Annotated in this window: 14 protein-coding genes; 11 read left to right on the top strand and 3 right to left on the bottom strand. The window is 47.2% G+C overall.

The window, feature by feature from the left end:
- Window positions 1-118: 118 nt before the first annotated feature.
- From pxpB to asnB, 6 genes are all read left to right on the top strand, one after another.
- Window positions 119-775, top strand: a complete 657-nt coding sequence (gene pxpB, locus PRUB_RS08500) for a 5-oxoprolinase subunit PxpB (protein ID WP_010385371.1) — start codon at window positions 119-121, stop codon at window positions 773-775.
- The gene (locus PRUB_RS08505; RefSeq protein WP_010385373.1) at window positions 769-1,704 is read left to right on the top strand and encodes a 5-oxoprolinase subunit C family protein; all 936 of its coding nucleotides are present in this window, start codon (window positions 769-771) and stop codon (window positions 1,702-1,704) included. The genes pxpB and PRUB_RS08505 overlap by 7 nt, the downstream gene beginning before the upstream one ends.
- Entirely contained in the window at window positions 1,701-2,444 is a 744-nt protein-coding gene (locus PRUB_RS08510; protein ID WP_010385374.1) for a DUF969 domain-containing protein, read from the top strand. The genes PRUB_RS08505 and PRUB_RS08510 overlap by 4 nt, the downstream gene beginning before the upstream one ends.
- Window positions 2,441-3,460, top strand: coding sequence for a DUF979 domain-containing protein (locus PRUB_RS08515; protein WP_010385375.1), 1,020 nt, complete (start codon window positions 2,441-2,443; stop codon window positions 3,458-3,460). The genes PRUB_RS08510 and PRUB_RS08515 overlap by 4 nt, the downstream gene beginning before the upstream one ends.
- Window positions 3,453-4,115 (top strand): pyroglutamyl-peptidase I, encoded by a 663-nt coding sequence (gene pcp, locus PRUB_RS08520; protein WP_010385376.1) that lies wholly within the window; start codon window positions 3,453-3,455, stop codon window positions 4,113-4,115. Before PRUB_RS08515 ends, pcp begins: the two co-directional genes overlap by 8 nt.
- 169 nt (window positions 4,116-4,284) lie before the next feature.
- A complete protein-coding gene (asnB, locus tag PRUB_RS08525) occupies window positions 4,285-5,961 on the top strand; it encodes an asparagine synthase B (RefSeq protein WP_010385377.1) in 1,677 nt (558 codons plus the stop codon).
- A gap of 39 nt (window positions 5,962-6,000) precedes the next feature.
- On the opposite strand, the gene pssA is transcribed toward asnB, so the two are convergent.
- Window positions 6,001-7,326 (bottom strand): CDP-diacylglycerol--serine O-phosphatidyltransferase, encoded by a 1,326-nt coding sequence (gene pssA, locus PRUB_RS08530; protein WP_010385378.1) that lies wholly within the window; start codon window positions 7,324-7,326, stop codon window positions 6,001-6,003.
- A 258-nt stretch (window positions 7,327-7,584) separates the two neighbouring features.
- On the opposite strand from pssA, the gene trxB reads away from it, so the two are divergent.
- From trxB to infA, 4 genes are all read left to right on the top strand, one after another.
- Window positions 7,585-8,538 (top strand): thioredoxin-disulfide reductase, encoded by a 954-nt coding sequence (gene trxB / locus PRUB_RS08535; RefSeq protein WP_010385379.1) that lies wholly within the window; start codon window positions 7,585-7,587, stop codon window positions 8,536-8,538.
- A gap of 123 nt (window positions 8,539-8,661) precedes the next feature.
- On the top strand, window positions 8,662-9,378 hold the full coding sequence (aat, locus tag PRUB_RS08540; protein ID WP_010385380.1) for a leucyl/phenylalanyl-tRNA--protein transferase: 717 nt from the start codon (window positions 8,662-8,664) through the stop codon (window positions 9,376-9,378).
- Window positions 9,371-10,075 (top strand): arginyltransferase, encoded by a 705-nt coding sequence (locus PRUB_RS08545; protein ID WP_010385382.1) that lies wholly within the window; start codon window positions 9,371-9,373, stop codon window positions 10,073-10,075. The genes aat and PRUB_RS08545 overlap by 8 nt, the downstream gene beginning before the upstream one ends.
- Before the next feature lie 92 nt (window positions 10,076-10,167).
- Window positions 10,168-10,386 carry a translation initiation factor IF-1 gene (gene infA, locus PRUB_RS08550; protein ID WP_002962494.1) on the top strand — a complete coding sequence of 73 codons (219 nt, stop codon included), beginning with the start codon at window positions 10,168-10,170 and terminating at the stop codon, window positions 10,384-10,386.
- A gap of 102 nt (window positions 10,387-10,488) precedes the next feature.
- Here the strand turns inward: infA and clpA are convergent, their stop codons facing one another.
- Together clpA and clpS are read right to left on the bottom strand one after the other, a co-directional pair.
- Window positions 10,489-12,756 (bottom strand): ATP-dependent Clp protease ATP-binding subunit ClpA, encoded by a 2,268-nt coding sequence (gene clpA / locus PRUB_RS08555; RefSeq protein WP_010385383.1) that lies wholly within the window; start codon window positions 12,754-12,756, stop codon window positions 10,489-10,491.
- A gap of 28 nt (window positions 12,757-12,784) precedes the next feature.
- Entirely contained in the window at window positions 12,785-13,102 is a 318-nt protein-coding gene (gene clpS, locus PRUB_RS08560; RefSeq protein ID WP_010385384.1) for an ATP-dependent Clp protease adapter ClpS, read from the bottom strand.
- A gap of 206 nt (window positions 13,103-13,308) precedes the next feature.
- On the opposite strand from clpS, the gene cspD reads away from it, so the two are divergent.
- The gene (gene cspD / locus PRUB_RS08565; protein WP_010385386.1) at window positions 13,309-13,527 is read left to right on the top strand and encodes a cold shock domain-containing protein CspD; all 219 of its coding nucleotides are present in this window, start codon (window positions 13,309-13,311) and stop codon (window positions 13,525-13,527) included.
- Window positions 13,528-13,816 lie beyond the last annotated feature (289 nt).

Here is a 13,816-nt window from a genome sequence, read left to right on the forward strand (position 1 = left end):
ACAGGTTTGGCAAGACAGCCAACAATAAGCTTGCTATGCTTTGCCCGGATGTCCCTCTGAGTGAACCGACACTGACGGGCCGCCACATGTGAAGACAATAAAATGAAAATAAGAAACCATGACACAAGAACAGACTTACCTGCTCGGCGAGCAAGCTGTTGTACTCGACCTTAACTGCGCCCGACTGGACAACGAACAACAGAATCGCTTGTTTGCCCTGCATCGTCACCTGCAAAAACAAGCCCGGTACACAGATATTGTAGTTGGAAAGACTTCTCTTACCTTGGTTTTGCAAGACCACACACAGTGCGCCAAATGGCAAGAAGCATTACTCACTCTGTGGCAAGCACTCAGTGCAGAAGACTTTCAACCCACCACACACAAAATCCCGGTTATATATGGAGGGGAAGCTGGCCCAGATCTGGCACCGCTGGCCGAACAGCTAAACTTATCACGACAAGACATCGTCGAACTGCATAGCTCACCGACTTATCAGGTCAAATTTCTGGGCTTTTTACCTGGTTTTGCCTATCTGGGTAGTGTACCCGGGCAGCTGCAGGTTGCCCGTCTCAGCTCACCCAGAACACATGTGCCGGCCGGCTCCGTCGCCATCGCTGAAGATTTAAGTGCGATTTACCCCAGCGCCTCTCCCGGCGGCTGGCGGCTTCTGGGTAACAGCACGACCCGCTTATTCGAAGCCAATGCGCAGTCCCCCAGCTTGTTTCAGCCAGGTGATAACGTCAAATTTGTGCCACAGAAGGAGGGCCTATGCTAGAAGTCATTAAGCCCGGCGTGCAAATGTGTATCCAGGATCTCGGACGACATGGGCATCGTCATCTGGGGGTCTCTCAAAGTGGTGTGATGGATCCCATGGCACTGCAGATTGCCAACCTGTTACTGGACAATGCGCCAAATACCGCGGTACTTGAGATCACAGTCGGACTCGCCCAGCTAAAATTTACGACAGCCACCAATTTTGCGCTAACCGGAGGTGACCTGAATGCGCGCCTTGACGATACACCACTGACACCCGGCTGGCGCTATTTTAGCAAGCCAGGTCAGATCCTGAGCTTCGCTTCGAGCTCCGAGGCACTGCGTGCCTATTTGAGTGTTGAAGGTGGGTTTAGCCTAAAAACCGTGCTGGGCTCGCACTCGACCGATGTCCAGGCAGGATTTGGTGGCCTTGATGGTTCAGCATTAGCTGCCGGCGATCAGCTGCACTATGAAAGCTGCGCAGCAAAAAGCAGTGCTGGCGCGCTTCAGCCTCCCTACCATAAGCAAATACGCGTTTTGCCAGGCCCACACTGCGAACGGTTATCCCTTACAACACAGCAGCTATTGTGCACTCAGCAATGGCAGGTATCGCCAGATAGCAATAGAATGGGTATGCGACTTTCGGGCTCTGAGTTAGTCACTCATCAGGTTTCTATCAACAGTCAGGCGGTGTTGCCTGGTACCGTTCAGCTGCCGCCAAACGGCGCCCCTATTGTGCTACTGAACGATTGTCAAACCACAGGCGGTTACCCAATGGTCGCTCAGATAATTGCGGCGGATCTGAGACACTTTGCTCAATTAAGTGCCGGAGATAGCATTAGCTTCACGCTCGTCACCCCGGCCCAGGCATATCAAGAGACACAACAACAACAATATCATCTCAACCAACTGCGCATCGCGCTGACACATCGCGACAGGAGTATTTCGTGAGCGAACTTAACTTTTTACCCCTCTCGGGGATTCTAGTGGTGATCCTCGGATTTGCCTTTCGTTTTAACCCCCTGCTGGTCGTGACCTGTGCCGGGCTAGTGACCGGATGGGCAGTCGATTTAGATTACCTGACTTTGCTGGAAACCTTTGGAGAAAAATTTCTTAACTCCCGCCAGCTAGCGAGTTTTTTATTACTCTTACCTGTGATTGCGATTTTGGAGCGATATGGTTTGCAGCAGCATGCCAAAAGCTGGATTGCCAGCATCAAAGGTGCCACCACAGCGCGGATCCTCAGCGTCTACTTTGTTGTGCGCGAATGTAGTGCAGCACTGGGCCTCATCAACCTTGCAGGCCAGCCTCAAACAGTACGTCCTTTATTAGCGCCCATGGCGCTTGGTGCAGCAAGTAACATGCATGGGGACTTACCCAAACCAGTCCGGGATATGATCAGTGCGCATGCCGCAGCGTGTGACAATATTGCCGTCTTCTTTGGTGAAGATATTTTCATCGCCTTTGGGGCCGTGTTGTTGATGGATGCCTTTTTAAGAGAAAATGGCATTACCGGTATTGAGCCGCTTCACATTGGTTTATGGGCCATTCCGACGGCCATTGCGGCATTAATTGTTCACCTGTTTCGACTGGCCAGATTGGAAGCCAAGATACGAACGCAAATAGCCTTACATGCCGAGCAAAACGGCTCCAGTACAAGCAATTCAGTTGCCCGGGAGGAATTGGCATGAGCACAATGACTTCTTCTGCCAGTGTGCAGCCTGCTATCCTGTCGATTGAAAATATATATCTGCTAATCGGCTTTGTGGTGTTATTTTTGGTGGTCAAAACACTGCAAGATAAACACCACCCAAAACGACTAACTACCGCCTTGTTTTGGGGGTTATTTGGTGGCGTATTTCTGTTTGGTGATTTATCTGTCGCCTATTTGGGAGAGAGTCTGACCTATCGCTGGGTAGGAAGCTTTGTCATCACCATCGCAATATTGGCCGGAATGGGCAAAGTCTCTATGGGCAGCTACGATGTACCCAGTGATGAAGTGCAAACTGCCAGTGCCCGGCGGATCGGCAATAAGCTGTTTATCCCCGCAGTGCTTATCCCTATCGTTACTGTGGTGTGTACTATCCTGCTGAAAGATATCCAGGTGGCGGGGTTGTTTGTATTTGATCAGAGTCATGTGACCCTTGCAGCACTCACGCTGGCCTGTGCAATCGCATTGTTAGTCAGCTGGAAGTTCACTGGAGGTAGCCCATTTCAGGCACTGGGAGAATCAAGACGCCTGGTCGATTCAATTGGCTGGGCCGCAATTCTGCCTCAAATGCTCGCGATGCTGGGTGGGGTGTTCATCGTCGCCAGTACCGGCACAGCCATTCAGGATCTGGTCACGTTATTTGTCTCTCCCGACAACCGCTTTATGCTGGTGGTTATTTATTGTGTTGGTATGGCCCTGTTTACTATGGTCATGGGTAATGCATTTGCCGCATTTCCCGTCATGACAGCGGGCATTGCCGTGCCATTTTTAATTCAGGGTCACGGTGCAAGCCCGGCCCCGTTAGTTGCCATCGGTATGTATTCAGGTTATTGCGGCACTCTGATGACGCCAATGGCCGCCAATTTCAATATCGTCCCGGCAGCGTTGTTAGATCTAAAAGACAAATATCAGGTTATCAAAGTTCAAATTCCGACAGCTTTGTCGCTGTTAATCATTAACATCTTGCTCATGTATGGAGTCATCTTCAATGACTAAAGGAACGCATAAAACCGTATTATTGACGGGCTTCGAACCCTTCGGCGGCGAATCGATTAACCCCTCCTGGCAAGCTGTACATCAGCTCGACGGCTGTCATATTGCAGGGCATACAATTCGTACTAAAGAGCTCCCTTGCGAGTTTGACCATGCCTTAACACAACTGAACAGAGCCATTGATAAATATGCCCCTGAATTGGTTCTGTGCGTGGGTCAGGCAGGAGGCCGCGCGGACATTTCCATTGAACGTGTGGCCATCAATATTAACGATGCACGTATTCCGGACAATGCCGGTGCTCAGCCGATAGATACACCGGTATTAGCAGGAGGCCCCGCGGCTTACTTTGCTGCACTCCCGGTAAAACACATGCTCAACGATCTCAGACAGGCACAGATCCCGGCCAGTATTTCAAATACCGCCGGCACTTATGTGTGTAACCATGTTATGTACGGATTACTTCACTATATCAATGAGCTTCAGCTCAATTGTCGTGGTGGCTTCATTCATATCCCTTACTTACCCGAACAAGCTACGCACCAAATCGGTGCACCCAGTATGAGTGCTCCTCAGGTTGTCGATGCGCTCAAAGTGATGATTTCCTCTGCTCTGACCCATGATACTGATCTGCAGATTGCTGCGGGAACCACACACTAGTCACATCGCCCTATCTTGGTTCATTTACGCACCAAAATAGGGCAACATTTACTCAACAAAATCACTGTTTTTTATGTGACTTGATATCCCATTTCTGATAGTACTATGAGCACGAGCTACCGAAAATACAGGAGCTCGACAATAATAGCTAACAGGAATGAGGTCCATTATGTGTTCAATTTTTGGTGTGTTGGAAATTAAATCCGACCCTACCGTTCTGCGTGAGCAGGCAATAGAAATGTCTAAGCGTTTACGCCACCGCGGGCCTGACTGGTCCGGTGTCTATACCAGTGAGAAAGCAATTCTGGTGCACGAGCGACTCGCCATCGTTGGCGTATCCAGTGGCGCACAGCCTTTGTATAACCCGGAACGGACGCATATTCTTGCCGTAAATGGTGAAATATATAACCACAAAGAACTGGCGCAGCAGCTAAGTGTCCCTTTCACCTTTCAAACTCAATCAGACTGTGAAATATTACTGGCGCTATACAAGCAAAAAGGACCTGAATTTCTGGATGATCTGAACGGGATTTTTGCCTTTTGTTTGTATGATGAACAAGAGGATGCCTATCTGATTGGTCGCGATCACATTGGCATTATTCCGCTATACACGGGCCGTGATCAGCATGGTAACTTTTATGTCGCTAGTGAAATGAAAGCACTCACCCCAATCTGTAACCAGATTGAAGAATTTCCGCCGGGGCATTACCTGTACTCCAAAGAAGGCACTCTGAGACCCTATTATCAGCGAGACTGGCAGCAATTTGATGCGGTTCGAAATAATGAAGCTGAGCCCGAGACCGTCAAAGAAGCGCTGGAAGCTGCCGTAAAACGCCAGCTCATGTGTGATGTACCTTATGGCGTGTTACTCTCAGGCGGTCTGGACTCGTCGGTTATTTCAGCCATCACTCAAAAGTTTGCAGCGCGGCGCATTGAAGACGATGATGCGACTGAAGCCTGGTGGCCCAAGCTGCACTCCTTTTCCATCGGCCTGGAAGGGTCACCCGATCTGGCAGCTGCTCAGAAGGTCGCCGATCAGATTGGCACAGTTCACCACCCTATCCATTTCACTGTGCAGCAAGGCATCGATGCACTTAAAGAGGTGGTTTACCACCTTGAAACCTACGATGTCACAACAATCCGGGCGTCTACGCCTATGTATCTGATGGCGCGTTACATCAAAGCCATGGGGATAAAAATGGTGCTGTCAGGAGAAGGTGCCGATGAGTTGTTTGGAGGGTATTTGTATTTCCACAAGGCCCCCAACAGTCAGGAATTCCATGAAGAACTCAACCGTAAAGTCTCTAAGCTGCATATGTTTGACTGCCTGCGAGCAAACAAGTCAATGGCTGCCTGGGGCGTAGAAGCCAGGGTACCCTTCCTCGACAAAGAGTTTGTCGATATTGCCATGCGCACCAACCCGGATTACAAAATGTGTAAAGACGGACGCATTGAAAAACACATTATTCGTGAAGCATTCGATGGCTATCTTCCAGACGATGTGCTTTGGCGTCAAAAGGAGCAGTTCTCCGATGGTGTGGGCTATTCCTGGATTGACTCGCTAAAAGAGTATGTTGACGAGAAGGTCAGTGATCAGGAGCTGGTCAGCGCCCAGTACCGCTTCCCTATCAATACACCAGATAGCAAAGAGGCCTACTACTACCGCTGTATTTTTGAATCACACTTCCCTGGGGATGCCGCGGCCAAATGTGTGCCTCACGGTAAGTCAGTCGCCTGCTCCACGCCTGAAGCGCTGGCCTGGGATGCGTCATTTGAGCAAAACGCGGATCCTTCAGGCAGGGCCGCCAATGTCCACAGCCACGCTTATGATAATACTAACTCGTAATGATGACGTATAAAAAAGGGCCTGATGGCCCTTTTTTATTTAAATGAATTTCTTAATAATGAAGTCAACTTTAACCCGCTTTGCCTGGCCAAGTATTTTCTTTACCGGCAATGGATAATCATCTACTGTTTCTAGATCCTGCGGACCAGTCAATTTGGTGCAGTTAGCAAGAATAGCATCTCGCTCCTGATTAATGGCCTGCTCGAGTTGCTGCTCGGGATCTTCTATCAGAATACCATTTTCGATATCCAGGCCCCAGGCACGTGGATTAAGGTTATGGCCGGTCATCAGATGTACCTGATTATCCCGATTAATTCCCTTCAGATGAAATGAGTTGTTGCCATCCCGCCACAAATAAACATTCAACTGGCCGGCATTGAGATAGCGCCTTTGTGATTTAAGGAACTTGTACAAAATGGTTTCGTACAAATAAGGCAAGGCACCAATGCGACTAAACGGCTGATCTGGCGAGATATAAAAGTCGTTTGCGGTTTTGTCACCAATCACTATAGTGACTGTCTTGCCTTCTTTGAGCAATCTTCGCAATGAGCGCAGCAAGGGAGCCGGAAAATTGAAATAAGGTGTGTATAGCAACAGCTCACGCTCTGTGGTGTCGAACAAAGCTTTGATAAGACGGTTTAACTTGTTAGTACGACGACCAAAACCCAAAAAAGCGCGCACATTCAAGCCCTTTTCCGCCGTTGCCGTGCTCATGTCGTACTGTGCTTTTTTAAGCTGCTTCATAAGCTGCTTTTGCGCCACCTTTAGCTCAGAAAAAGGCTTCAGTGGGCGCAGATCCAATCTAGGGACCGCCTCACTGGACAACAAATAAGTATCCAGGAAGTGACAAAAGCTTGCCGCCAGTGCGGGGTTCTCAATCACAAAATAGCGATCGAGTCGGTATTTATCACCATGCTGCAAATACACGTTGTTAATGCTGGCGCCACTGTAAAGTACCGTGTCATCGATCACGAACCCTTTAAGGTGGAGTACCCCAAATAGCTCTTTTGCCTTGACCGGCACACCGTATACTTTAACCTGTGAGCCAAACTGAGCTTGCATATCACAATACAGCTTCGCATTGCCTTCTGATTTGGCTTCACCTATCAAACCACGCTGAGCACGATGAAAATCGACCAGCACATGGATCTCCAGATGTGGCCGAGCTGTTGCCACCTCATGTAAAGCAGACAATATTTCACGCCCCGCTTCATCGTCTTGCAAATACAACGCGGTTAAGTAAATGCGTTGCTGTGCGCCGCGAATGAGTGACAAAAGCTGTGTATGATACTGTTTTGCGTCAGTGAGTATTCTGCAACTTTCCGCTTCCAGTGAAAACCCAGGTTTATCCTGCCAAAATGCCATAACTACCTTTAAAAACAGACTAACGTCAAATAGACAGAGAAAAATTCCCTAGAACATAGCAAAAAAAAACACTCAGGTCATGAAATACCGTTCATTTACACGCTTGTGGCGCAAATTCTCAGCAAGTACAGTATATTTGACAGCTTGTCATTTTATAAAAAATCGATTTTTGCAATTTATTTTACTTCTGGCTTGAAATTCATAGAATCGGCAGCACTAACTAGAGAAGATAAAAATTTATTTTTAGGAATTGTTTACATGAGTGATGCAAAACACTGCAAACTGTTGATCCTTGGCTCCGGACCTGCTGGCTACACTGCCGCTGTCTATGCCGCCCGTGCTAACCTTAACCCAGTACTGATCACAGGCATGCAACAAGGTGGTCAGCTGACTACCACAACCGAAGTTGAAAACTGGCCAGGTGATGCGCATGGATTGACGGGTCCTGCACTGATGGATCGCATGAAGGAGCACGCTGAGCGTTTCGAAACTGAGATCATTTTTGATCACATCAATAAAGTTGATGTCACTAAGCGTCCTTTCACTTTAACGGGTGATCAGGGTACTTATACCTGTGATGCGTTGATCATTGCGACAGGTGCTTCTGCTAAGTATCTGGGTCTAGAATCAGAAACCAACTTCCAGGGTCGCGGTGTTTCAGCATGTGCAACCTGTGATGGATTCTTCTATCGCGGACAGAAAGTGGCGGTTGTTGGTGGCGGTAATACAGCCGTTGAAGAAGCGCTGTATCTGTCAAACATTGCTGAAGAAGTACACGTTATCCATAGACGTGACACTTTCCGCAGTGAAAAAATCCTGTCAGACCGTCTGATGGAAAAGGCAAACAATGGTAACGTCGTACTTCACCTGAACAAAACGCTTGATGAAGTCCTTGGCGATGACATGGGTGTGACGGGTATCCGTATTAAAGATACCGACTCTGATACCACTGAGCAGCTAGACCTTGCTGGTGTGTTCATTGCGATCGGCCATAAACCAAATACAGACATGTTTGCAGGTCAGCTGGAAATGAAAGACGGTTACCTGGTTGTACAGTCAGGCCTGAACGGCAATGCCACTCAAACCAGCGTTGAAGGCGTTTTTGCTGCTGGTGACGTCTCTGACCACATTTACCGCCAGGCAATTACCTCTGCGGGCACAGGCTGTATGGCAGCCCTTGATGCAGAACGTTACTTAGACAACCTTAAGTAACGCCTGATGGAAGACGTGTGACTCAACGCACGTCTTCCGATATAAAATCCCCACGCGCAAGCAAAAATAGGTTAGACTGACTTCATCCCTGAGGTTTTTAGCTTGTAATTCAGATCCGCGAATATGACTCAGCAATTGTTTCATCTGTCTGCCACCGATTTTATTTTTCCTCCCTGCCATTTTGCACTCAAAGATCCAGATGGCCTGCTGGCCGTAGGTGGATGCCTGAGCACCACAAGGCTGCGTCGTGCCTATCAACAAGGTATTTTCCCCTGGTTCAATGAACGAGAGCCGATTATGTGGTGGACACCCAGCGAACGGGGTATCCTCGACTTAGATGAGTTTCACGTTAGCCGTTCTCTTAAAAAGTCTATGCGAAAACTAGCACCACAAGTAACGGTTAACACAGCATTTGAGCAAGTTATTAAGGCATGCAGAGAACAACGGCTGGATAAAGAAGGCACCTGGATCAACAGTGCCATGCTCGATGCCTATCTGAAAGCCCATGATGAAGGGTTTGTACACAGCGTTGAAGTGTGGCACGAGAACACCCTGATTGGCGGTTTATACGGCGTGATGTTAAATGGTGTATTTTGCGGTGAGTCAATGTTTTACCATATACCCGACGCCTCCAAACTGGCTATGTGGGCATTAGTAAACTGGCTCAAGCGCCATAATGCCCATTTCATAGACTGTCAGCTTGAGAACCCTTATTTGGTGTCTTTAGGTGCAAAAGTCATCTCACGAAGAGAATTTTTAGCTAAACTTAAAGCAGCAAGCCATTATCAAGTGCCTGAATCGATGTGGCATCCGCAACCATTGAGGGCGATATATGACTGAACATTTCCCTTCAAAAATTGGACTGAGTCAACAGTTTGATTGCAGTTACCTGGCAGACAGAAAAGAGCAACTGTTAGTTATACTGGATAGCAATTGCTATACACCTGCTCGCTTTGAGACCTTGCTCTCATTTGGCTTTCGCCGTAGTGGCGATCAGATATATCGTCCACACTGCCCTGCCTGCCACGCCTGCCAGTCAGTGCGTGTACTTGCGGATGCGTATGCTCCCTCACGCTCACAAAAACGCAAATGGAATAAAATAAACTCAGAGTTTCACTTTGAATATAGTACGCAGGAGCAAGCTGACTATTATCAATTATACGAAAAGTACATCACCATGCGTCACAGCGATGGCTCTATGTATCCACCCAACCGGCTACAGTACGAAAGCTTTCTGTTTTGTCGCTGGCTGCCCATCACTTTCATCGAGCTATGGCACAAAGACAAGCTCATAGCCGTTGCTGTCACGGATACAATGCCCACCGCTTTGTCAGCTATCTATACTTTTTTTGACCCCGATTATGCCCAATTAAGCCTGGGGACTATCATGATCATGGCCCAATTAGACTTTGCCCGACAGCATGATAAAGCCTATCTCTATCTTGGATACCAGATAGATGCCTGTCCCAAAATGCGCTACAAGCAACAATATTTACCTGCGCAACAGTTCAAAAGCGATGTCTGGGTCAACATTTAGATTACAAAAATAAGCGCTCCCGCCTTTACTTATCGCGCGCTTTTCGGCAAAATCTGCACCGTTAAACTTATCAAAGAGGTGATACGCTCCCCATGGCGAAAGAAGACGTTATTGAAATGCAAGGCACGGTCCTTGACACTTTACCAAATACTATGTTCCGTGTTGAATTGGAAAATGGTCACGTAGTTGTGGCACATATCTCTGGCAAAATGCGCAAAAACTACATCCGTATTTTGACCGGTGACAAGGTGACTGTTGAAATGACACCTTATGATCTGAGCAAAGGACGTATCGTCTTCCGCGCGCGTTAATTCGCCCAGCTCAGTAACGCTTACCACTGTAAGCGGATACAAAGAGACGATTAAAACAAAAAGCCCGGCAATTGCCGGGCTTTTTGTCGTCTTAAGTAGAGCTTAAGCAGGTTCAACTACATTAGACTCAAACTTAAACGACAGCTTCTTATCTTTAACAGATATAGTGACAGTCCCGCCATCAACCAGCTCACCAAACAGAATCTCATTGGCAAGTGGCTTTTTAAGGTTGTCCTGTATCACCCGAGCCATCGGACGCGCGCCCATCGACTTGTCATAACCAATGTCTGACAGCCAATCTCTCGCTTCATTGGTCAGATCAAGACAGACAGATTTCTTGTCAAGCTGCGCCTGTAGTTCAACAATAAACTTATCGACGACCTGCAAGATAACGTCTTTCTCAAGGTGGTTAAACCAAATAATATTATCCAGACGGTTTCTGAACTCAGGCGTAAACACCTTATTGATCTCAACCATCGCATCATGTGAATGATCTTGTTGCTGGAAACCAATAGACTGGCGCACGGTTTCCTGCACACCCGCATTGGTTGTCATCACCACAATCACGTTGCGGAAATCGGCTTTACGACCATTATTATCGGTCAGTGTACCGTGGTCCATGACCTGCAATAAGATGTTGTAGATATCAGGATGCGCTTTTTCAATTTCATCCAGTAACACCACAGAATGCGGATGCTTAATCACCGAGTCGGTCAGTAAGCCGCCCTGTTCGAAACCAACATACCCAGGAGGCGCACCAATCAATCTGCTCACCGCGTGGCGCTCAGAGTACTCAGACATATCAAAGCGTACAAACTCAATGCCCATACACTTCGCCAGTTGCTTAGTCACTTCTGTTTTACCAACCCCAGTTGGGCCTGCAAACAGGAATGAACCAATCGGCTTATCCTCACTGCCCAACCCTGAGCGTGATAAACGAATAGCAGACGTCAGAGCATCAATGGATTCGTCCTGACCAAAGACAAGCATCTTAAGGTTACGATCCAAGTTTTTAAGCACTTCTTTGTCGCTTGATGACACATTTTGCTGAGGAATGCGCGCAATCTTAGAGACTATCTGCTCAATATCAGCGACACCAATGGTTTTTTTACGTCGAGAGGCTGGCAACAGACGCTGGTTTGCACCCGCTTCATCAATCACGTCAATGGCTTTATCTGGCAAATGACGCTCATTAATGTATTTTGCGCTCAGCTCAGCAGCTGCCTTCAACGCTTTTTGGGTATACCGGATACCATGGTGTTCTTCATAACGCTCTTTCAAGCCACTCAGAATTTTTGCGGTATCCGCCACGCTTGGCTCTACAACATCAATTTTCTGGAAACGCCGAACCAGAGCACGGTCTTTTTCGAAAATATTCTTAAATTCGGAATACGTAGTTGACCCAAGGCAACGCAGCTGGCCACTTGATAGTAGAGGCTTAATCAAGTTTGACGCGTCCATCACGCCACCTGACGCCGCTCCGGCACCAATGATAGTGTGAATTTCATCGATAAATAAAATGGCATTCGGTTTTGCCTGTAACTCCTTCAGCAATGCTTTGAAGCGTTTTTCAAAGTCACCCCGATATTTAGTTCCGGCAAGTAACGCGCCCATATCCAGTGAATACACCACAGCATCGGCAATCACTTCTGGCACCAGCTCATTAACAATCCGATATGCCAAGCCCTCAGCAATAGCCGTTTTACCTACACCAGCCTCACCAACCAACAAAGGATTGTTTTTCTTTCTGCGGCACAGGACCTGAATGGTTCTTTCTACTTCCTGATCGCGCCCTACCAAAGGATCGATTTGACCCGCTTTGGCCAGCACATTCAAATTGGCTGTGAAGTTCTCCAATTTGGTTTTTTCTTCAGACGCAGCTTCGTGGCTCTCTTCATGGATTTCTTCGTTATCTTCCGGCTCAACTTCATCGTCCGATTTTGAAATACCATGACTGATATAATTAACAATATCCAAACGACTGACATCTGCTTTTTTCAGCAAATACACAGCCTGACTTTCCTGCTCAGAGAAAATCGCCACTAGCACATTGACACCAGTCACTTCATTACGACCAGAAGACTGCACATGAAAAACGGCTCGCTGTAATACGCGCTGAAAGCCAAGTGTCGGCTGTGTCTCACGGTCTTCTTCCAAATCTGGAATGACCGGTGTAGTCTCATCAATAAATTCAGATAACTCCTTTTTTAGCCCCTCTGTATCAACGCCACAAGCATTCAGTGCTTCACTGGCAGACGGGTTATCAATCAATGCGAGCAGTAAATGTTCTACCGTCATAAATTCGTGACGGCGATTTCTTGCCTCACGAAACGCGGTATTCAGAGTAATTTCTAAGTCTTTATTTAGCATTGGCAACCCCCAACGAGAATATATAAGGTCATTCCTGCTCACAACTACAGAGCAGCGGGTGCTCGTGATCCCGAGCATATCGATTTACCTGCTCAGCCTTTGTATGGGCAATGTCGGCAGGATACAGTCCACATACCGCTTTTCCCTCGTGATGTACTTTCAACATCACTTCAGTTGCTCTTTCGCTATCCATACGGAAAAATGTCATTAAAACTTCAATGACAAAATCCATTGGTGTGTAATCGTCATTGTTTAAAATCACTTTGTACTTGCGCGGCGGTTGCAACTTTTGCTTCTGTTCCTCGCGGACCGCGTCAACCACACCAGATTCGTTTGTCCCACTCATAATAAAATATAGTCTTGTCTTATCAACTCAAGCAACTTGAATTGAAAAATAAATAAATTGTTAAAAAATCGCTTTAAAAACTTGACTGTCTGGCCAAATAAACTACAGTCTTTACCTAGCTGGACATATTAATCATATGGGCAGCTTAGCAAATTTCAAAGGTTAGATTAACTTAATTTAGTCAACTTATAGAAGGATGTAGAAGTATGGCTTGCGGAAAAGTCAAATGGTTCAATAATGCCAAAGGGTTTGGTTTCATCGTAGAAGACGGCAGCGAAGAAGATATCTTTGCCCATTACTCCACGATTGTAATGGATGGATACAAAACGCTTAAAGCCGGTCAGGATGTAACATTCGATCTGCAAGAAGGTCCCAAAGGGCTGCACGCTACCAATATCGCTCCGATAGCGGAGGAAGTTGTTTAGCATTGCAAGATTTTGGCACACTCAAAGCGGGTTACGTTTGTTTCTCGCTTAATCCCCTTCATTAATTAGTCTCATTTCTTCCACCTTAGTTCATAAAATTTTATATGTTTATTAAATTGCATTAGCGACTTAGTCATTTGGTTGATACAATCCCCGCCGATGTCAAACAAGCTACCCAATTTGTTAAGCCTCAGGGCGCGTCAGGTGTGTTAGATATTTTTATTGTGCCCACGAGTAACAATACCTAACAAACTTGCTATATGCCGAGCTCAGCCATCAGCTTGATGAT

The sequence above is a fragment of the Pseudoalteromonas rubra genome, from assembly GCF_000238295.3.
GTDB classification, from domain to species: Bacteria; Pseudomonadota; Gammaproteobacteria; order Enterobacterales; family Alteromonadaceae; genus Pseudoalteromonas; species Pseudoalteromonas rubra.